Raw genomic sequence first — 18,761 nt, 5'->3', positions numbered from 1 at the left:
ACCGGGACGTTCGCCGCCGTCATGCCGGGGGTCACTCCGTGGCGGCGTGTCGGTCCAGGAACTCGTAGACGTCGGCCTCGTCGACGCCGGGGAACGCGCCGGGCGGCAGGACGGACAGGACGTGCGAGTGCGCGCGGGCCGACGGCCAGGCCATGCCCTCCCAGCGGTCCGACAGCTCGCGCGGAGGGCGCTGGCAGCAGTCGCCGTCCGGGCAGGACGACCTGCGCCGCCGGTTCGACTCGCGACCGCGGAACCAGCGGGAGTCCTCGAAGCGGACGCCCAGCGTGATGGCGAAGTCGCGTTCGTGGCTGGGGTCGATGTGCGACAGGCACCAGTACGTCCCGTTCGGCGTGTCGGTGTACTGGTAGTAGACGGAGAAGCGGTCGGCGGCGCCGAACACGTGCCGTCCGGCCCACTCGCGGCACATCCGCTGGCCCTCGATGGCGCCGTCCTCGTCCTGCGGGAAGGCGAGGCCGTCGTTGGCGTACGCCTTGTAGATGGTGCCGTTCTCGTCGTTCTTGGCGAAGTGCAGTTGAAGGTCGAGATGGTGGGTCGCGACGTTGGTGAAGCGGTGCGCGGCCATCTCGTAGGAGACGGAGAAGACGTCCGCGAGGTCTTCCACCGACAGCTCCCGCGCGGCCTTCGCCTCCTCCAGGAACGGGACGACGGTCAGCGCGGGCATCAGGATCGCGGCGCCGAAGTAGTTGGCCTCGACGCGCTGGCGCAGGAAGTCGGCGAAGTCGCGCGGCTGGTCGTGGTCGAGCGCGATGTGCCCGAGGGTCTGGAGCAGGATCGTGCGCGGGGTGTGCATGCCGAGCTGCTCGCGTTCCAGGTAGATCCGCCGGTTGCGCAGGTCGGTGACGGACCGGACAGAGCGCGGCAAATCCTGCACGTACTGGAGGCTGAAGCCGAAGTGGCTCACGAGCGTCATCAGGAGGCCCTGCGACACGGCGCCGCGCCGGTACCCGACGGAGTCGAGGGTCTGGGCCGCGATGCGCTCGATCTCCGGGAAGTGGTTGCCGCGCTCGTGCATCTGGCGGCGCAGCTCGGCGTTGGCCTTGCGCGCCTCCTCGGGGCTCGCGGTCGGCTTGGTCCGGCTGCGGCGCAGTTCGCCGTAGAGGGCGAGGATGTGCTCGATCACCTCGTTCGGGAGGCGTTTGCCCGCCTTGAGATGCGACAGCCCGAGCGTCCGGTAGAGGGGGTCGCGCTGCGCCTCCTCCAGTTCGATCTCCAGTTGCGCGCGGTGGCTCGGCGGCTGGCGGCGCAGCAGCTCCTCGACCGGGCACTCCAGGGCGACGGCGAGGGCCTGGAGCAGTGACAGCTTCGGCTCGCGCCTGCCGTTCTCCAGCAGGGACAGCTGGGACGGCGCGCGCCCGACGCGCTCGCCCAGCTCCGACAGCGTCATCCCCCGGCCCCGCCGCAGATGCCGGAGCCGCTGGCCAAAGGTGACGAGATCCAGGTTGCTCGTCAAGTTAAGGGGTTCTTCTGGCCGCAAGGTCGTCACAGCTTTATGATAGCGGAAATTTCACGCTTCTTCTGCTACTGGCTGGTTCGTGGGCGGCGGCGATCCGGGCATAGTCGTCCACAAGCACCCAGGGGACGACACGGAAGGGCAAGGCCATGACTGACAGTCGCCTCAAGGGCGCAGCCGATGAGCTGCGGCGACAGTGGAACGACGACCCGCGGTGGGAGGGCGTCGAGCGGACCTACACGGCCGAGGACGTCGTGCGGATCCGCGGATCGGTCCAGGAGGAGCAGACCCTCGCGCGCCTCGGCGCCGAACGGCTGTGGAACCTGCTGCACGAGGAGGACTACGTCCACGCGCTCGGCGCGCTGACGGGCCTCCAGGCCGTCCAGCAGGTGAAGGCGGGCCTCAAGGCCATCTACCTGTCCGGCTGGCAGGTCGCGGCGGACGCCAACCTCGCGGGCCACACCTACCCCGACCAGAGCATCTACCCGGCGAACTCGGTCCCGGCCGTGGTCCGCCGCATCAACAACGCGCTTCTGCGCGCCGACCAGGTCCAGTGGGCCGAGGGCGAGGGCGACACCCACTTCCTCGCCCCGATCGTCGCCGACGCCGAGGCGGGCTTCGGCGGCGTGCTGAACGCCTTCGAGCTGATGAAGGGCATGATCGCCGCCGGTGCGGCGGGCGTGCACTGGGAGGACCAGCTGGCCTCCGAGAAGAAGTGCGGCCACCTCGGCGGCAAGGTCCTCATCCCGACCTCGCAGCACGTCAAGACCCTGAACACCGCCCGGCTCGCCGCCGACGTGTACGGCGTCCCGACCCTGATCATCGCGCGGACCGACGCCGAGGCCGCGACACTGATCACGACGGACGTCGACGAGCGCGACCGCGAGTTCATCACCGGCGACCGCACCGCCGAGGGCTTCTACCGGGTCCGCAACGGCGTCGAGCCCTGCATCGCCCGCGCCAAGGCGTACGCGCCGTACTCCGACCTGATCTGGATGGAGACCGGCACCCCGGACCTGGAGCTGGCCCGCCGGTTCGCCGAGGCCGTCAAGGCCGAGTACCCCGACCAGATGCTGGCGTACAACTGCTCGCCGTCGTTCAACTGGAAGGCGCACCTGGACGACGCCACCATCGCCAAGTTCCAGCGCGAGCTCGGCCACATGGGCTACAAGTTCCAGTTCATCACCCTGGCCGGGTTCCACGCCCTCAACCACGGCATGTTCGACCTGGCGTACGGCTACGCCCGCGAGGGCATGCCCGCGTACGTCGACCTACAGGAACGCGAGTTCGCCGCGGCCGAGCGGGGCTTCACCGCCGTCAGGCACCAGCGCGAGGCGGGCACCGGCTACTTCGACCTGGTCAGCACCGCGATCAGCCCGGACTCGTCCACCACGGCGCTGAAGGGCTCCACCGAGGAGGGGCAGTTCCACTGACACCCGCCTGACCTGCGGCTTTTCCCGGCCGTCCGCACCACCGAAGGCCCCCGCGTCCCTACACCCGCGGGGGCCTTCGGGCCACGTCGCGCCTTCCGACCCGCGCGGTCGGGTCCGCCAACCCGTGGGGTCGCGCCCGCCAGCCCGTGGGGTCGCGCCTTCCGACCTGCGGGGTCGCTCCGGATCCGGGGTTTCCGGCACGCCAAGATCACGATTCCGGCCACATCCGGCAACGGATCTCGACATGGCCCGAAATCAGGCGAATAGTTGGCCCGCTAATGATCACTCGAGGGAGAGGATCTCTGATGGCGCGCCACTTCAGGTTCATTCCGCCCCGGGCAACCCCCGGGCGAATGCTGCCGATCGCCGTCGCCGCCGTGAGCGTCGTCGCGCTCGCGCCCGCCGCGTCCGCCGCCGGCCACGGCCACGGCCACGGGCACTACACCCCTGGTGCCTCCGGTCTCGGCGACCCGTACTTCCCGCTGGAGGGGAACGGCGGGTACGACGCCCTGCACTACTCGCTCGACCTGAGCTACGACCCCGACTACGACCAGCTGGACGGGGAGGTGACCCTCATCGCCCGCGCCACGCAGAACCTGTCGAGCTTCGACCTGGACCTGTCCGGCATGGACGTGGAGAAGGTCACGGTCGACCGGCGCAAGGCGGACTACAAGCGCCGCGGCCAGGAACTGATCATCACGCCCCGCCGCGGCCTGCGGAAGGGGAAGGTGTTCACCGCGACCATCCGCTACGGCGGTGTGCCGCAGACGATCGTCGGATCGCCGATCGTGTTCGGCTCCCCGTACGGGTTCCTGCACACGCCCGACGGCGCGTTCGTCGGCGGCGAGCCCAACGGCGCCAGCACCTGGTTCCCGGTCAACGACCACCCGAGCGACAAGGCGTCCTACGACTACACCATCACGGTGCCGAAGGGTCTGACGGCCGTCGCCAACGGCCGTCTCGTCTCGCACCGGGGCGAGGTCGCCTCGTTCAGCCGCCGCAGCGCGAAGACCAGTGCCGAGACCTTCAAGTGGTACGAGTCCAGCCCGATGGCGAGCTACCTCACCACGATCGACATCGGCAAGTGGGACGTCAAGTCGGGCCGCACGCCCGGCGGTGTGCCGAACTACACCGCCGTGGACCCCGTCCTGCTGGCCAACCAGCCGGACGCGGTGGACTTCTTCTACGACACCACCAGCGACGTCACCGACACCTGGTCAAAGACGTTCGGCAAGTACGCCTTCGCCAGCACCGGCGCGATCGCCGACGACGCCCGCTTCAACGGGCAGCCGCTCGGCTTCTCGCTGGAGACGCAGAGCAAGCCCGTCTACTCGGCGGTGCGCAGCACCGGCACGATCGTCCACGAGCTGGCGCACCAGTGGTTCGGTGACGCCGTCTCGCCGCGGCAGTGGAAGGACGTCTGGCTCAACGAGAGCTTCGCCAGCTGGGCCGCGTGGTACTGGAACGAGACGCACGGCGGGACGTCGGCGCGCAACTCGGCCCGCGCGACCTACGCGGCCAGGCCGTTCCCCGACGCCGCGGGACGTCCGTACTGGTCGGTCGTGCTCGCCGACCCGCAGCGCGACACGATGTTCAACGACCGCGTCTACAGCGGTGGAGCGATCATGCTCCAGCTGCTCCGCGAGAAGATCGGTGACGACGACTTCTTCAAACTCCTGCGGACATGGTTCGCCCGGAACAAGTACGGCAACGGCTACACCGCGCTGTTCACGCGGACGGCCGAGGAGGTGTCCGGCCAGAACCTGGACGCGTTCTTCAAGGACTGGCTCTACTCCCCCATCAAGCCCGACCTGCCGTAACACACGGCACCACGTAGGCAGGGCATGACACGACGGGTCCCGGCGGCACGCCGGGGCCCGTTCCCGTGTTGCGCGAACTGTGCGAAATTACGTAGTGAGGACTAGCTCGCCTCTTTAGGGTCTCGGCAAGTGGGTGTTCTTCCGTGGGTGTGGTGGTACGGACTCCGCCGCCATACCGCGTATCCGCTCGGGTCCGCCACCGAGGCCGTGACCAACACCGTCTTCGGCTTCATGCGCGCTTACGTTTTGATGGCCCTGTGGGAGGTGCGCCCGTCCCTCGGCGGTTACGACGTGACCGACGCCGTCACGTTCTGCTTCATCACGCAGGCGCTGATCGGGCCGGTCCAGATCTTCGGCGGGATGGATCTCGCCGAACGCATCCGCACCGGGGACGTCGCGATCGACCTGCACCGTCCCGCCGGGTTGCAGAGCTGGTGGCTGGCCGACGACCTCGGCCGCGCGGCGGGCTCGCTGCTGCTGCGCGCCGCGCCGCCGCTGCTGGCCGGGGCGCTGGTGTTCCCGTTCCACCGGCCGGGCCCCGCGGGGCTCGCGGCGTTCGCGGCGGCGCTGCTGCTCGCCGCGACGGTGAGCTTCGCCCTGCGTTACCTGGTCGCGATGGGGATGTTCTGGCTGCACGACGACCGGGGGCTGAACGCCGTCACGCTCGTCATGTCGATGTTCTTCTCCGGGATGATCCTGCCACTGGTCGTGTTCCCCGGGCGGCTCGGCGCCGTCGCGCAGGCGCTGCCGTGGGCGGCCATGATCCAGGTGCCGGCGGACGTGTTCCTCGGCCGGTACGACGGCGCGGAGCTGGCCGGGGCGCTGGCGTTCCAGGCGGCCTGGGCGGCGGCGCTGCTCGGCGCGGGCGCGCTCGCCACCCGGGCGGCGCGGCGGAAACTGGTGGTGCACGGTGGCTGAACTGGTGGTGCGCGCGGCTGAACTGGTGGTGCGCGGTGGCTGACCGGGTGATGGGCGGCGGTGTGGACGGCGCGCGGATGTACGGCCTGCTCGTCTGGACGTGGATCAGGGCGGCGGCGCAGTACCCCGTGTCGATGGTGCTGCTGGCGCTCGCCGCGGCCGTGGTCACCGGGCTGGACGCCGCCGCGATCCTGCTGCTGTTCTCCCAGGCCCCGCGCATCGCGGGGTTCGGCGCGCCGGAGGTGCTGTTCCTGTACGGGACGTCCGCGCTGTCGTTCGGGATCTCCGACATCCTGCTCGGCACCACCGAACGGCTCGGGCACCACGTCCGACAGGGGACGCTCGACGCGATGTTGGTGCGTCCGGTGAGCCCGCTGGTCCAGATCGCGACGGAGGAGTTCTCGCCGCGCCGCTTCGGCAAGCTCGTCCCGGCGGTGGGCGTGCTCGCGTTCGCCCTGTCCCGGGTGGACGTCGCGTGGACGCCGGGCCGCGTCGCGATGATCCCGGTCATGGTGCTGTCCGGGGCGGCGATCTTCGGGGGGCTGTGGGTGCTGACGGCGGCGATGCAGTTCGTGATCGTCGACATCCACGGGGCGAGCAAGTCGCTCACCTACGGGGGCGGGTACCTCACCCAGTATCCGATGACCATGTTCGCCCGCGACTTCGTCCGGGGCGTCACGTTCGTCGTGCCGCTGGCGTTCGTCAACTGGCAGCCCGCCCTGTACGTCCTGGACCGCCGCGACCCGCTCGGGCTGCCGGGCGCGGCGCGGTTCGCCTCGCCGCTGGTCGCGGTCGCGCTGTGCGCGGCGGCGGCGGTGGTGTGGCGGGCGGGGCTGCGGCACTACCGATCGACAGGGAGCTGATCGCGGTGGCGATGATCGAGGCCGAGGACGTCGTGAAGTCGTTCACCGTCCGGACCAGGTCGGGCCCGCTCCGGCGGACGCGCACGTCGCTGCGCGCCGTGGACGGGGTGTCGTTCACCGTCGGGAAGGGCGAGTTCGTCGGGTACCTCGGCCCGAACGGCGCCGGGAAGTCCACGACGATCAAGATGCTGACCGGGATCCTCACCGCGTCGTCCGGACGCCTGCGGGTGTGCGGGCTCGACCCGTCGCGGCGGCGCACCTCCCTGGCCCGCCGGATCGGGGTGGTGTTCGGGCAGCGGACGACCCTGTGGTGGGACCTGCCGCTGCGCGACAGCCTGACGCTCGTCCGGCGGCTGTACCGGGTGGAGGCCGCCGCGCACCGGGAGCGGTTCGCGGAGCTGGCCGCGCTGCTGGAGCTGGAGCCGTTCCTGGACACGCCCGTCCGGCAGCTCAGCCTGGGGCAGCGGATGCGCGGCGACCTGGCGGCGGCGCTGCTGCACGATCCGGAACTGCTCGTCTTGGACGAGCCGACGATCGGCCTGGACGTGGTGAGCAAGGCGACGGTCCGGGACTTCCTGGAACGTATCAATGTCGAGCGCGGCACCACGATCCTGCTGACGACGCACGACCTCGGCGACATCGAGCGGCTGTGCCGCCGCGTCCTGATCATCGACCATGGCCGGCTCGCCTACGACGGCGGGCTGGACGCGCTGCGCCGCACCGTGGACGCCGACCGGATGCTGGTCGTCGAGCTGGCCCGTCCGGCCCCGCCGATCACCCTGGACGGCATCGAGGCGGAGCGGGTGGAGGGGCCCCGGCAGTGGCTGCGGCTGCCGCGTTCGGTGAACGCGGCGGCGGTGGTCGCCGAGCTGACCCGTGGCCACGAGGTCCGCGACATCTCGTTGCGGGAGGCCGGGATCGACGACGTGCTCGCCGCCCTCTACCGGGGCGACCACGCCTACCGGCGCCCCGGCCGCCCGGTGGCGCCATAACGGCACGTCGGCCTGGGGGTCAGCGTTGGACGCTGGTGTAGAAGTCCAGTTCGGCCTCGTCCTGGTCGCGGCCGGAGCTCCAGCGGCGCGGCGCCCACGCGGGCATCAGCAGCGCCAGGCCCATCATCGCGTAGACGCCGGAGCCGAGCAGCATCCGCAGCCCGAAGTCCATGTCGCCGCCGGGCGGCACCTTGCCGGGCAGGTCGAGGACGCCGCCCGGGTCGACCAGGAACCAGACGGACAGGCCGAGCAGCGACAGCGCGGGCACGAGCGACACCAGCGGCGACGCCCACCGCGCGACGACGACGACGCCGATCACCAGGCCGACGGCGGCGAGCAGGGCGAACGCGCCGTAGATGCGGGTCCGGTCGGTGATCTCCTGCCCGGTGCCGTCGAAGGACTGGCCCGCCTGCACGTAGCCCCAGGCCGCGCCGTACACCAGCCCGGGCGTCAGCAGGACACCGAGGACGAAGCCAAACGTATGGCGCATCGCCCATCACATCCAATCAAATCCATTGCGACACCCATAACAACATGCACATCCGGAGTAGCGCAGTAGATCTGTCCAATATCGGATATGGCGGGGCACCGCTTCTGGCAAGCCGGGACCGACCCCCGACACGCCCCGGACACGCGGGCGGCGCTCGCACATAAGGGGGTCCGGAGGGGGCACCGTCCATGGGGTGATCCAATTCTTGGACCGCGCCGCCGGGACGGGACGCCTGACGCGAGAAACGCAGGCGACACGGCTGGTGGACGGGCTCACCGACGTCTCGGTCCTGCTCTTCGCGGCGTGGACCGTCATCTACCATCTCGGGCTCCTGATCCGTCCGCCCACGTACGTCCTGCTCCTGGTGTGGCTGGCGGGCGCGGTCGCGGTCGCCGCGCTGTACACGGTGCGGCGGGGGTGGTGGGCCGGGCAGGCATGGCGCGAGGCCACGGTCCCCGAGTCCGAGACGGAGCCCGCGCCGCGCTGGCTGCTCGTCGTGTCGGTGGTCGCGGGGGTCGCGGCGGGGACGAGCGCCGGGCTGCACTCGTCCGGCGTCCCGTGGTGGTGCGCGTGGGTTCCGGGGATCGTGAGCGTCGCCGCGTCGGCCGGGTACGTCCTCCAGCGCCGCGCGCCCCGCGACATCTGGGCAGAGACCCCAAGGGGCGGGGAGACGCGGTGGGGGACGCCGCTCGCGCTGCTCACCGGGGCGGGGTTCGCCGTCGCGTCGCTGTTCATCGTGAACACCGACGGCGACGACGCCTACTTCGTCTCCCGGTCGGTGGCGACGGCCGCGACCGGCGAGATCCCGGTCAAGGACGTCATCTTCACCCCGGGCACGGCGGATGCGATCTCCGGCGAGCCGCCGGTCGCGTCGATCGAGGTGCTCGCCGGGGCCGCCGCGCGGGTGCTCGGCGTCCACGCGGCCTCCTTCGTCTGGTACCTGCTGCTACCGGCGGCGACCTTCCTCGCGGTCTGGGCGTTGTGGCGGCTGGTCCGGGCGTGGGCGCCGCGCCGCGCCGCCCTGTGCTTCGCGGTGGGGGCGGTCTACCTGCTGTGGAGCGGGACGAACCGGGCGTCGCTCGGCTCGTTCCACCTGCTGCGCATGTGGCAGGGCAAGGCCGTCCTGGTGTCGGTGCTGATCCCGCTGCTGCTGGTGTACCTGACCCGGTGGGCGGAGCGGCGCACCCGTGGGGACCTCGCGCTGCTCGCCGCCGCCGGGATCACGGCGGCGGGGCTCACCTCGTCCGCGTCGTTCGTCGTCCCGCTTCTCGTCGGCGCCGCCGCCGTCGCGCTCATCGCCGCCGGACGGATCAGGACCGGGCTCCTCGCCTGCGTCGCGCTCGTCTACCCGATCGGCTCCGGCCTCGCCGTCGCGGCGTTCTACGGCGACACGACCGTGCCCGGGGCGGTGCACGACGCGCCCGGCAGCTACGCCTGGGTTCTGCTGGAGGGGACGCTCGGCGTCATCGCCGGGTGCGCGCTGTGGTTGTCGCCGTGGACGGCCCGTCGCGGCGTCCCCGCGCTGCTCGCCACCGGCGTCGCGGCGGCGCTGACTCTGCTGATCGTCCCCGGGGTGCTGGAGGCGGCGGCGGACCTGTCGGGCGCCGGCCAGGTGCTCTGGCGGACGATGTGGATCGTCCCCGCCCCCGCGCTGATCGGCCTGCTCGCCTCGGTGCGGTTCCCGGCCGGACGGTGGGGAACCGCCGTACCGGCCGTGGCGCTGGTCGTCGCGCTGGTCGCGGGCGGGACGCCTGTGTGGTCCGAATCGAACGGTTCGCTCGTGGCGTCGCGTCCGTCGTGGAAGGTCCCGCCGGACACCGTCGGCACGGCGCGGAACGTGGTGGCGCTCGCCGGGCCGGGCGGCCTGGTGCTGATGCCGACCGGGGTCATGCGGGTCGTGCCGCTGATGACCGTCCGCACGCAGGCCGTCAACGCGAACGGCCACTACCTGAAGTTGTTGCCGGTGCCGTCCCGGTTCATCCGCGACCGGCAGGTGCTGTCGGACGCGGTCCGCCGCCCGTCCGGCCACAAGCCGGACGCGCCCGAGGTCGCGGCGGCCCTGACACGCACCAAAGTGGACGTGGCCTGCGCAAATCCCCGAGACACCCGAGGCCTCGCACTGCTGAAGGCCGCCGGATACAGGGGCGAACGGCGCGTCGGCAACCTGCGCTGTCTGTTCGCGCCGAGAGCCTGACCGCCGGCTGACCGATTCATGGGAATTGTTTTTCGTGTCCTTTTCCGGGCATCGGATTCCCGTCAATCGCAAGCATGGAGGAGGTAATCACCATGTCGACCGTCATATGGGTCGTCATCGCCGTCATCATCGCCGCCGCCATCGTCGCGGGTGTGTACCTGGTCACGGCCGGGGCGCGCACCCGGCGGCTCCGGCAACGGTTCGGCCCCGAATACGACCGGGCCGTGGAGCGGGAGGGCGGACGTAGCGCCGCCGAGCGCGAGCTGCGCTCCCGCGAGAACCAGCACGAGCATCTCGACCTGCGCGACCTGGAGCCGCGCCGCCGCGAGCAGTACCGCGAGCAGTGGGTCGGCGTGCAGGAGCGCTTCGTCGACGCCCCGGAGACCGCGGTCGGGCAGGCCGACGGCCTCGTCACAGTCCTGATGGGCGAGCGCGGCTACCCGACGCGCGGCTTCGAGGAGAACGTCGCCCACCTGTCGGTGGAGCACGGCCGCACGATGGACCACTACCGGCGCGCCCACACCATCAGCGGCCGGGCCAAGAGCGGGGCGGCCTCCACCGAGGACCTGCGGCAGGCCATGGTGCACTACCGCGCGCTCTTCGAGGAGCTGCTGGCGACCCCCGCCGAGCCGGTGGGCCACGGCGACGACCGGAGCCCGAGGCGGTGACCCCGATGGACCGCGAACGACCCGCCACCAGAGCGGCCGAGTCCGGTGTGGCCGGTGACGCGCGTGTCGCCGGGCCCGCACCGAAGCCGCCCGTCATCAACACCCCCGGGCCCCCGCCGAAACCGCCCGTCGTGGACACCCCCGGGCCGCCGCCGCCCCGCACCCCGGCGGAACCTCCGGCGGGCTTCCTCGCCCCGGACGAGGCCGAACGGCTCCGGAAACGCTGGCACGAGGTGCAGTCCGGGTTCGTCGACGATCCCGACGGGGCCGTCCGCCGGGCGGACGAGTTGGCGTCCGACGCCGTCGACGCCCTCGGGCACGCGATCGCCGCGCACCGGCGGACGCTCTCCGAGGACGGGGCGGCGGACCGGGAACGTCCCGACACCGAGCGCCTCCGCCAGGCGCTGCGGGGCTACCGTGACCTGCTGAACCGGGTCATCGACGCCTGAGGAAGCGAAGCGGCCGACCTGTCCGGGCCGGGTGGTAAGACTGGGAGCATGGGCGACAGAGCGGTCGAGGTCAACGACCGTGGGGGCTGGTGGCGGGCGCGCGGGTGGCCGCATCGCGCGCTGCGCCCGTTCCTGCGCTCCTACGACGGCTACTGGGAGACCGAGGCCGTCCCGACCCGGATGCGGACGCTGCCCACCCGCACCACCGTCGTCGTCATCAATCTGGGGCCGCCGCTCTACCTGGAGGTGCCGGGCGCCGTCCGCGACCGCGAGTACGTCTCGTTCGTCGCCGGGATGCACGACGGCCACGGCATGTACGTCAGCCCCGGCGGGCAGCGCGGCATCCAGCTCGACATGACCCCGCTCGGCGCGTACACGCTGCTCGGCGTCCCGATGGCCGGGCTCACCAACATCGCCGTCGACCTGCCCGACCTGCTCGGGCCCGGCGCGCACGCCCTGGTGGAGCGGCTCGGGAACGTCACGTCGTGGGGCGAGCGGTTCGACGTCCTCGATGGCTTCCTGCTGCGCCGCCTGGAGACCGGTCCCCGGCCCGACCCGGAGGTCGCGCACGCGTGGCGGCTGCTGTCCGGCGATCCCGCCGTGTCCGTCGCCGGGATCGCCGCCGACGTCGGGTGGAGCCGCAGGCACCTCACCCACCGGTTCCGGGAGCAGGCGGGGCTGCCGCCCAAGGTGATGGCCCGCGTGCTCCGCTTCCAGGACGCCGTCGACCTGCTGTCCGGCGGCGCCGGGTTCGCCGCCGCCGCGGCCACCTGCGGCTACTACGACCAGGCGCATCTCAACCGCGAGTTCCGCGCCCTGTCCGGCTGCACCCCGTCCGAGCTGATCGGCGGGCAGCTGGAGCAGCAGCGCGTCAGCACGCTGTCCGAACCCCTCTGACGCGGGCGCCGGTCAGCCCTGGTGCACTCCCCCGCCGATGTTCATCACGACCACGCCCACCACGATGATCACCGCGCCGACGATGGCGAACGGCCGGACGGGCTCGTCGAACAGCAGCACGCCGCCGACGAACGCGCCGATCGTGCCGAGCGCCGACCAGATCGCGTAGACGGGCCCGACGTTCAGCGACGTCAACGCCTTCGCCATGAACACGAACGAGATCAGGTACCCGGCCACGACCAGCAGCGACGGCCAGAGTTTGGTGAACCCCTCGGAGGCCCGCATCGACAGCGTCGCGGTGACCTCGAAGGCGATCGCGAACACGAGCAGCACGAACGGCATCAGCGACCCTCCCCAGCCTCACCGTACGCCGAGGCGTGGCGCTGGGTGCCGATTCTCGATTCGGGCACCGGCCGCTCCGTTCTCGTCCCCGGACGTCCCCTGACCGGAACGTCCCCCAGATCATGATGCCGTGCCCGCGGGCGTCCCGGGGCCTGGATCGTTCCTCTCTAGCCGGATCGCCCGGTCATGGTGTTCCCTGGAGCCAGTTGACCCGAGGAGTGACCGATGTCCGACGAGGACGAGTTCCTGGAGAAGCTGCCCACCGACCTGATCTTCAAGCTGCCGCCGACGTTCGACGACGTCGCGGACGAGCGCGCGCACCGCAAGGAGCGTCTCGCCGCCGCGCTGCGCCTGTTCGGTAAGTTCGGCTTCGAGGAGGGCGTGGCCGGGCACATCACGGCCCGCGACCCCGAGCGCGCCGACCACTTCTGGGTCAACCCGTTCGGGGTGTCGTTCAAGCACGTCAGGGTCAGCGACCTGATCCTGGTGAACCACGAGGGCAAGGTCGTCGAGGGCCGCTACCCCGTCAACGAGGCCGCGTTCGCGATCCACTCGCAGGTGCACCAGGCCCGGCCGGGCGTCGTGGCCGCCGCGCACAGCCACTCCACCCACGGGCGGGCGATGGCCGCGCTGGGACGGAAACTGGAGCCGATCACGCAGGACGTCTGCGCCTTCTACCAGGACCACGGCCTGTTCGACGACTACACCGGCGTCGTCACCGACCTGGAGGAGGGCAAGCGCATCGCCGCCGCCCTCGGCGGGACCAAGGCCGTCATCCTGCGCAACCACGGCCTGCTCACCGTCGGCGACACCGTCGACGCGGCCGCCTGGTGGTTCATCACGATGGAACGCTCGTGCCAGGTGCAACTCCTCGCGCAGGCCGCCGGGCAGGTCGTCCCCATCGGGCACGACAACGCCGTCCTGACCCACGAGCAGATCGGCAACGACCTGGTCGGCTGGATCAACTACCAGCCCCTGTACGACCAGATCACCCGGGAACAGCCGGACCTGTTCGAGTAGGCGCCGCACGCGCCCGCGGGTCGTGGTGGGTCAGCAGGACCCGGACGATCCGTTCGAAGGCGGCCCGGTCCGCCGGGGTGAGGGGTTCGAGCAGGCGGTCGTCGAGGTCGGTGGCGCGGCGGGACACCTCGTCGAGCAGCGCCCGGCCCTCCGGCGTCGGCTCCACCACGTAGCGGCGGCGGTCGGACGGGTCACGCTCGCGCCGGACCAGCCCGGCCGCCTCCAGCCGTCCGACGACCTCCACCAGGTCGCTCGGGTCGATGCGCAGCCGGGCGCCGAGTTCGCGCTGCGAGGCGGGCGCCGAGTCGTCCAGCGCGGCGAGGACGGCGAAGTGCCACAGGCCGAGACCGTGCTCGTCCATCATGCGGCCCATCGCCGCGCGTCCGACGCGTCCGACCTGGGCCGTCGCGAACGTGGTGATCGCCAAGAGCCGGGGCGGCAGCGGCCCCGCGGTCTCGTCCATCCCGATATTGTAGGGTTCCACCAATCATTGGTGTACACCCACGATTAGGGGGACGCATGGACGCGCTGTATCCGCGCCTGCTGGTGGACGACTTCGAGCCCACCGCCCGGTTCTACGAGGCGGCGCTGCGCGCCCTGCTCGGCGTCGAACCGGCCCGGTTCGTCCCCGAGGCCGAGTACGCCAGCTGGGACTTCCAAGGCGAGGGCGTGCTGGCCGTGATGGGCGGCGCCCGGCTGGACGCGACCGTGGCGGACGACGCGGCGGCGGGCGCGGGGGCCCCGCCGACCGCGTCCGGACGGCAGCGGGCCATGCTCGTGTTCCGCGTCGACGACGTCGACGCGGCCGCCAAGACCCTCGCCGGGCTCGGCGCGGTCGAGGTCGCCGCCCCGACAGACCGGCCCGACTGGGGGCCGACGATGCGCACGGCGCATCTGCGCGCCCCCGAGGGCACCCTGCTGGAACTCCAGACCTACTGATCCCCGGAGCCCGTGGCCTCAGTGATCGGCAGCAGCACCTGGAAGCGGGTGTCGCCTGGCAGCGACTCGACGCGGATGTCGCCGTGGTGCCGGTCGGCGACGATGCGCCACGAGATGTCCAGGCCGAGGCCGGTGCCCTGGCCGACCGGTTTCGTGGTGAAGAACGGCGTGAAGATCCGGTCGAGGTTCTCCTCGGGGATGCCCACGCCGGTGTCGCCGATCTCCACGACCGCGTGGTCGTTCTCGCGGCCGGTGCGGATCGTGAGGGTGCCCGACCCCTGCATCGCGTACAGGGCGTTCACGATCAGGTTCGTCCACACCTGGTTCAACTCCGCCGCGAAGACCGGAACGGGCGGCAGTCCCGCGTCGTAGTCGGTCTTCACCGTCACGTCCGCGCCGATCTTGCGCTTCAGCATGGTGAGCGTGCTGTCGAGCAGTTCGCGCAGGTCGGCGACCTGGTGGTCGGCGCGGTCGAGCTGGGAGTACTGGCGCGCCGAGTCCAGCAGGGCGGTGATGCGGCCCATCGCCTCGGAGATCTCCGACTGGAGCTGGGCGACCTCCATCACCTCCGCCAGCCAGCGCATGGCGCCCGGCAGATGCTCGCCCGCCGCCGCCGCGACCTCCTCGGCCTGCTCGACGCCGATCCCGGCGCCGACCAGGCCGGGCGCGAGCTCCCAGGCGTCGTCGACGCCGTGCTCCTCCAGCCAGTCGCCCAGCTCGTCCTCGGCGTCGCTGACCTCCAGGGGGCTGCGCCGCGCCGCCTTCGGCTGGAGCGCCGGGCGCAGCGCGACGAGCGCGCTCAGATGCGTGCAGTCGACGCCCTGCGCGGCGAGGTCGGCGAGGCTCTGCTGCGCGCCGACCAGCCGGTCGCCCAGCTCGGTGCTGGCCCGTGCCGCCGCCGCGGCCGGGTTGTTCAGCTCGTGGGTGAGCCCGGCGGTGATCGTGCCGAGCGCGGTGAGCCGCTCCCGCTGGTCGATGACCCGCCGGTTGTTGGTCATCCCGAAGAACACGCCCTCCAGCAGGTGCGCGGCCATCGGGAACCACTTGCGGACGGCCTTGCCGAACTTGCGGGCCGGAAGCACGAACATCCGGCAGTCGCGGACGGCACGGAGCGTGTGGTGGTAGATCTGCTCGATCTGCTCGCCCAGGTACGCCTGGACGGCGCCGCCATAGGTGCCGGGACGGGCCGTCCGCACCACCTCGACGACATGGCCCCGGACGTTCGTGGACATCGCCATCTCGCCGTCCAGCAGCACGTACAGGAACTCGGCCGCCTCGCCCTGCTCGCAGATCGCGTTGCCCGCGGGGACGATCTCGGCCGTCCCGTGCTCGGCCAGCCACGCCAGCTTGTCGTCGTCGAGGTCCTCGAAGAGGAACAGCTCCCGCAGCTCCTCCGGCGATACCGTGTTCATGCCTGCTCCTTGTGGGGGGCGACCCCCCACACCCCCCGGGTTCGCTTCGCTCATGCCTGCTCCAAATACCGATGAACCAGCGCGACGGCCATGGCGCCGTCGCCGACCGCGGACGCGACGCGCTTCATCGACTCCGACCGGACGTCGCCCGCCGCGAACACCCCCGGGACGCTCGTCTCCAGGTGGTAGGGCTGGCGGGCCAGCGGCCACCCGGCGGGTCGCCGTCCACCGGCGACCAGGTCGGGGCCCGTCAGCACGTAGCCGCGCGGGTCGCGCTCGACGTACCCGCCGAGCCAGTCCGTGCCCGGCTCGGCGCCGATGAACACGAACAGCCAGTGCGCGTCGATCGTCTTCTTTCCGCCCGGCCACGCGAACGTGAGCCGCTCCAGCCGGTCGGCGCCCTCCGCCGCGCAGATCGTCTTGCCGGTGTGCACCTCGATGTTCGGGGTCTCGGCGATCTGCTCGACCAGGTAGTGCGACATCGACCGCTCCAGGCCGTCCGCCCGGACGATGATGTGCACCTTCCTGGCGTACTTGGCGAGGTGGACGGCGGCCTGCCCGGCGGAGTTCGCGCCGCCGACGACGGCGACCTCCTCGTCCTTGCAGGACGGCGCCTCGGTGAGCGCGGCCCCGTAGTAGACGCCGCGTCCGACGAAGTCGTCGACGCCCTCGGCGTTGAGGCGGCGGTAGGACACGCCGGTCGCGAGGATGACGGCGTGCGCGGCGATCTCCGTGCCGTCCGACAGCCGGGCGACGCGGGCCGTGCCGCGCGACTCCAGCGCGGTGACCTCCCCGGCCTGGAGCAGCTCGGCGCCGAACCGGTCGGCCTGGCGGCGGGCCCGGTCGGCGAGCTGCGCGCCGGTCACCCCGTCGGGGAAGCCGAGGTAGTTCTCGATGCGGGAGCTCTGCCCGGCCTGGCCGCCGAGGGCGCGGCGCTCCACCACGACGGTGTTCAGGCCCTCCGACGCGCCGTACACGGCGGCACCCAGCCCGGACGGCCCGCCGCCCACGACGATCAGGTCGTAGAACCCGGTGGACGGGCTGGTCGACAGCCCGATCGCGGACGCCAGCTCGGCGTCGGACGGGGTGCACAGCGCCGTCCCGTCCGCGGTCACGATCAGCGGCAGCTCGGCGGCGTTCGCCGCGGTGACCAGCTCGGCGCCCTCCGGGTCGCCGTCCATCAGCCAGCGGTAGGGCACCTGGTGGCGGGCCAGGAAGTCGCGGACCTCGTAACATCGCGCCGACCAACGGTGCCCGACGACCCGCAGCTCCCCCGGCGGGCGCCGGTCGGTGCGCGCCCAGGCGTCGAGCTGCGCGTCGATCACCGGGTAGAACTTCTCGTCCGGCGGGTCCCAGGGCTTGAGCATGTAGTGGTCCAGGTCGACCACGTTGATCGCGCGGATCGCGGCGTCGGTGTCGGCGTAGGCCGTGAGCAGGACGCGGCGCGCGTACGGGTACAGGTCCATCGCGCGTTCGAGGAACTCGACGCCGTTCATCTCGGGCATCCGGTGGTCGGCGAGCATCACGGCGGTGTCCTCGCCGCGCAGCCGCAGCTCGCTCAGCGTGTCCAGCGCCTGCCGGCCGGACTCGGCGCGCACGATCCGGTACGACCCGGCGTACCTGCGCCGCAGGTCGCGCGCCACGGCCCGGGACACGCCCGGGTCGTCGTCGACCGTCAGAAGCACTGGTTTGGACAACGGGCCCCCTCATCGCTGTACTTCCCTGGACAAAAGCCTACGACGCCGTCGCCCCCCGGGTCCCGCGCGCCTCCGCCGCATCGGTCATCATCAGGGCATGGACCTGCGCGTCGCACTGATCGGATACGGCACCGGCGGCTCGGTGTTCCACGCGCCGCTGATCTCGTCCGTGCCCGGGATGCGGCTCGCCGCGGTCGTCACCGGCGACGAGGACCGGGGGCGCGCCGTCAAGGAGCGCTACCCGGAGACCGAGGTCGTCGACGGCCCGGACCGGCTGTGGGGCGCGTCCGGCGACTACGACCTGGTGGTGGTCGCCGCGCCGAACCGGCAGCACGTCCCGCTGGCCAGGACGGCGCTGACCTCGGGCCTTCCCGTCGTGGTGGACAAACCCGTCGCGGCCTCCGCGGCGGACGCCCGGTCGCTGGCGGCGCTGAGCGCCGTCCGCGGCCTGCCGGTGTTCCCGTTCCACAACCGCCGCTGGGACGGCGACTTCCTCACGGCGGCGCGGCTGGTCGCCACGGACGCGCTCGGCCAGGTCCAGCGGTTCGAGTCGCGGTTCGAGCGCTGGCGGCCCGAGGTCAGGCCGAGCTGGAAGCAGAGCACCGACCCGCGCGACGCGGGTGGCCTCCTGTTCGACCTCGGCACGCACCTCATCGACCAGGCGGTCACGCTGTTCGGGCGTCCCGACTCGGTGTACGCGGAGGTCGTGACTCGCCGTCCGGACGCGACCGCCCCCGACGACGTGTTCGTGGCGCTGTCCCATCCCGGCGGCGTCCGCTCCCATCTGTGGACGAGCGCGACCGCCGCGCACCTCGGCCCGAGGTTCCGGGTGCTGGGGAGCCGCGCGTCGTACACGGTGTCCGGGATGGACGTGCAGGAGGCGCAGCTCCACGCGGGCCTCACCCCGAAGGACCCCGGCTACGGCATCGCGCCGCCCGAGGCGTACGGGCTGGTCGGCAACCCCGGCGACGAGCGTCCCGAGCCGACCGCGCCGGGCGCCTACCACGACTTCTACGCGGCCGTGGCGCGCGCCCTCAGCGGCGACGGGCCCGCGCCGGTGCGGCTCGCCGACGCGATCCGCGGGCTGGAGGTGATCGAGGCGGCCGCCCGCTCCGCCGCCGAGCACACCGTCGTCCACCTCGACGAGGGCTGACCG

18 protein-coding genes are annotated in these 18,761 nt (G+C 72.0%); 12 read left to right on the top strand and 6 right to left on the bottom strand.

Annotated features, from left to right (window positions below):
- Positions 1–31: 31 nt before the first annotated feature.
- Positions 32–1,471, bottom strand: coding sequence for a helix-turn-helix domain-containing protein (locus ABD808_RS04155; protein WP_344889963.1), 1,440 nt, complete (start codon positions 1,469–1,471; stop codon positions 32–34).
- A 149-nt stretch (positions 1,472–1,620) separates the two neighbouring features.
- Between ABD808_RS04155 and aceA the strand changes: the two genes are divergently transcribed.
- The 5 genes from aceA to ABD808_RS04130 all read left to right on the top strand — a co-directional run bounded on the left by aceA (position 1,621) and on the right by ABD808_RS04130 (position 7,497).
- A complete protein-coding gene (gene aceA, locus ABD808_RS04150) occupies positions 1,621–2,904 on the top strand; it encodes an isocitrate lyase (RefSeq protein ID WP_344889960.1) in 1,284 nt (427 codons plus the stop codon).
- Positions 2,905–3,257: 353 nt separating this feature from the next.
- Positions 3,258–4,724 carry a M1 family metallopeptidase gene (locus ABD808_RS04145; protein ID WP_344889957.1) on the top strand — a complete coding sequence of 489 codons (1,467 nt, stop codon included), beginning with the start codon at positions 3,258–3,260 and terminating at the stop codon, positions 4,722–4,724.
- 129 nt (positions 4,725–4,853) lie between these two features.
- Positions 4,854–5,642, top strand: a complete 789-nt coding sequence (locus ABD808_RS04140) for an ABC transporter permease (protein WP_344889954.1) — start codon at positions 4,854–4,856, stop codon at positions 5,640–5,642.
- A 35-nt stretch (positions 5,643–5,677) separates the two neighbouring features.
- Entirely contained in the window at positions 5,678–6,505 is an 828-nt protein-coding gene (locus ABD808_RS04135) for an ABC transporter permease (protein WP_344889950.1), read from the top strand.
- A gap of 11 nt (positions 6,506–6,516) precedes the next feature.
- Positions 6,517–7,497 carry an ABC transporter ATP-binding protein gene (locus ABD808_RS04130; RefSeq protein WP_344892826.1) on the top strand — a complete coding sequence of 327 codons (981 nt, stop codon included), beginning with the start codon at positions 6,517–6,519 and terminating at the stop codon, positions 7,495–7,497.
- A gap of 19 nt (positions 7,498–7,516) precedes the next feature.
- Here the strand turns inward: ABD808_RS04130 and ABD808_RS04125 are convergent, their stop codons facing one another.
- Positions 7,517–7,987 (bottom strand): hypothetical protein, encoded by a 471-nt coding sequence (locus ABD808_RS04125; RefSeq protein WP_344889945.1) that lies wholly within the window; start codon positions 7,985–7,987, stop codon positions 7,517–7,519.
- Between the two features lie 193 nt (positions 7,988–8,180).
- Here ABD808_RS04125 and ABD808_RS04120 point away from each other — a divergent pair, with 193 nt between their 5' ends.
- The 4 genes from ABD808_RS04120 (at position 8,181) to ABD808_RS04105 (ending at position 12,195) form a co-directional block, all read left to right on the top strand.
- On the top strand, positions 8,181–10,181 hold the full coding sequence (locus tag ABD808_RS04120; protein WP_344889940.1) for a DUF6077 domain-containing protein: 2,001 nt from the start codon (positions 8,181–8,183) through the stop codon (positions 10,179–10,181).
- Positions 10,182–10,273: 92 nt separating this feature from the next.
- Positions 10,274–10,849, top strand: a complete 576-nt coding sequence (locus tag ABD808_RS04115) for a hypothetical protein (protein ID WP_344889936.1) — start codon at positions 10,274–10,276, stop codon at positions 10,847–10,849.
- 5 nt (positions 10,850–10,854) lie between these two features.
- Entirely contained in the window at positions 10,855–11,298 is a 444-nt protein-coding gene (locus ABD808_RS04110; RefSeq protein WP_344889933.1) for a hypothetical protein, read from the top strand.
- Positions 11,299–11,346: 48 nt separating this feature from the next.
- Complete coding sequence (locus ABD808_RS04105; RefSeq protein WP_344889930.1) at positions 11,347–12,195, top strand: helix-turn-helix domain-containing protein; 849 nt, start codon at positions 11,347–11,349, stop codon at positions 12,193–12,195.
- A 12-nt stretch (positions 12,196–12,207) separates the two neighbouring features.
- Here ABD808_RS04105 and ABD808_RS04100 read toward each other — a convergent pair whose 3' ends face one another.
- Positions 12,208–12,537, bottom strand: coding sequence for a DMT family transporter (locus tag ABD808_RS04100; RefSeq protein WP_344889926.1), 330 nt, complete (start codon positions 12,535–12,537; stop codon positions 12,208–12,210).
- Positions 12,538–12,762: 225 nt separating this feature from the next.
- On the opposite strand from ABD808_RS04100, the gene ABD808_RS04095 reads away from it, so the two are divergent.
- Positions 12,763–13,557, top strand: a complete 795-nt coding sequence (locus tag ABD808_RS04095; protein WP_344889922.1) for a class II aldolase/adducin family protein — start codon at positions 12,763–12,765, stop codon at positions 13,555–13,557.
- On the opposite strand, the gene ABD808_RS04090 is transcribed toward ABD808_RS04095, so the two are convergent.
- The gene (locus ABD808_RS04090; RefSeq protein ID WP_344889920.1) at positions 13,526–14,020 is read right to left on the bottom strand and encodes a MarR family winged helix-turn-helix transcriptional regulator; all 495 of its coding nucleotides are present in this window, start codon (positions 14,018–14,020) and stop codon (positions 13,526–13,528) included. The genes ABD808_RS04095 and ABD808_RS04090 overlap by 32 nt on opposite strands.
- A 56-nt stretch (positions 14,021–14,076) precedes the next feature.
- Here ABD808_RS04090 and ABD808_RS04085 point away from each other — a divergent pair, with 56 nt between their 5' ends.
- Positions 14,077–14,496, top strand: a complete 420-nt coding sequence (locus ABD808_RS04085; protein WP_344889917.1) for a VOC family protein — start codon at positions 14,077–14,079, stop codon at positions 14,494–14,496.
- Here the strand turns inward: ABD808_RS04085 and ABD808_RS04080 are convergent.
- The gene (locus ABD808_RS04080; RefSeq protein WP_344889913.1) at positions 14,490–15,908 is read right to left on the bottom strand and encodes an ATP-binding protein; all 1,419 of its coding nucleotides are present in this window, start codon (positions 15,906–15,908) and stop codon (positions 14,490–14,492) included. The genes ABD808_RS04085 and ABD808_RS04080 overlap by 7 nt on opposite strands.
- A 50-nt stretch (positions 15,909–15,958) precedes the next feature.
- Complete coding sequence (locus tag ABD808_RS04075) at positions 15,959–17,605, bottom strand: NAD(P)/FAD-dependent oxidoreductase (RefSeq protein ID WP_344889909.1); 1,647 nt, start codon at positions 17,603–17,605, stop codon at positions 15,959–15,961.
- Positions 17,606–17,702: 97 nt separating this feature from the next.
- Here ABD808_RS04075 and ABD808_RS04070 point away from each other — a divergent pair, with 97 nt between their 5' ends.
- Positions 17,703–18,758, top strand: coding sequence for a Gfo/Idh/MocA family oxidoreductase (locus ABD808_RS04070; RefSeq protein WP_344889906.1), 1,056 nt, complete (start codon positions 17,703–17,705; stop codon positions 18,756–18,758).
- Positions 18,759–18,761: the final 3 nt, after the last annotated feature.

It is taken from the genome of Actinomadura meridiana, assembly GCF_039537545.1.
In the GTDB taxonomy this organism is placed as follows: Bacteria; Actinomycetota; Actinomycetes; order Streptosporangiales; family Streptosporangiaceae; genus Spirillospora; species Spirillospora meridiana.
Note: the sequence above shows the minus strand (reverse complement) of the source record. Positions and strands in the feature narration are given on the sequence as shown.

What these genes read in the sequence shown, in the direction of transcription:
- ABD808_RS04095 (WP_344889922.1), top strand. Translation starts at nt 12,763, where the DNA reads ATGTCCGACGAGGACGAGTTCCTGGAGAAGCTGCCCACCGACCTGATC.
- ABD808_RS04085 (WP_344889917.1), top strand. Translation starts at nt 14,077, where the DNA reads ATGGACGCGCTGTATCCGCGCCTGCTGGTGGACGACTTCGAGCCCACC.
- ABD808_RS04130 (WP_344892826.1), top strand. Translation starts at nt 6,517, where the DNA reads ATGATCGAGGCCGAGGACGTCGTGAAGTCGTTCACCGTCCGGACCAGG.
- ABD808_RS04105 (WP_344889930.1), top strand. Translation starts at nt 11,347, where the DNA reads ATGGGCGACAGAGCGGTCGAGGTCAACGACCGTGGGGGCTGGTGGCGG.
- ABD808_RS04110 (WP_344889933.1), top strand. Translation starts at nt 10,855, where the DNA reads ATGGACCGCGAACGACCCGCCACCAGAGCGGCCGAGTCCGGTGTGGCC.
- ABD808_RS04090 (WP_344889920.1), bottom strand. Translation starts at nt 14,020, where the DNA reads ATGGACGAGACCGCGGGGCCGCTGCCGCCCCGGCTCTTGGCGATCACC.
- ABD808_RS04125 (WP_344889945.1), bottom strand. Translation starts at nt 7,987, where the DNA reads ATGCGCCATACGTTTGGCTTCGTCCTCGGTGTCCTGCTGACGCCCGGG.
- ABD808_RS04115 (WP_344889936.1), top strand. Translation starts at nt 10,274, where the DNA reads ATGTCGACCGTCATATGGGTCGTCATCGCCGTCATCATCGCCGCCGCC.
- ABD808_RS04080 (WP_344889913.1), bottom strand. Translation starts at nt 15,908, where the DNA reads ATGAACACGGTATCGCCGGAGGAGCTGCGGGAGCTGTTCCTCTTCGAG.
- aceA (WP_344889960.1), top strand. Translation starts at nt 1,621, where the DNA reads ATGACTGACAGTCGCCTCAAGGGCGCAGCCGATGAGCTGCGGCGACAG.
- ABD808_RS04100 (WP_344889926.1), bottom strand. Translation starts at nt 12,537, where the DNA reads ATGCCGTTCGTGCTGCTCGTGTTCGCGATCGCCTTCGAGGTCACCGCG.
- ABD808_RS04070 (WP_344889906.1), top strand. Translation starts at nt 17,703, where the DNA reads ATGGACCTGCGCGTCGCACTGATCGGATACGGCACCGGCGGCTCGGTG.
- ABD808_RS04145 (WP_344889957.1), top strand. Translation starts at nt 3,258, where the DNA reads ATGCTGCCGATCGCCGTCGCCGCCGTGAGCGTCGTCGCGCTCGCGCCC.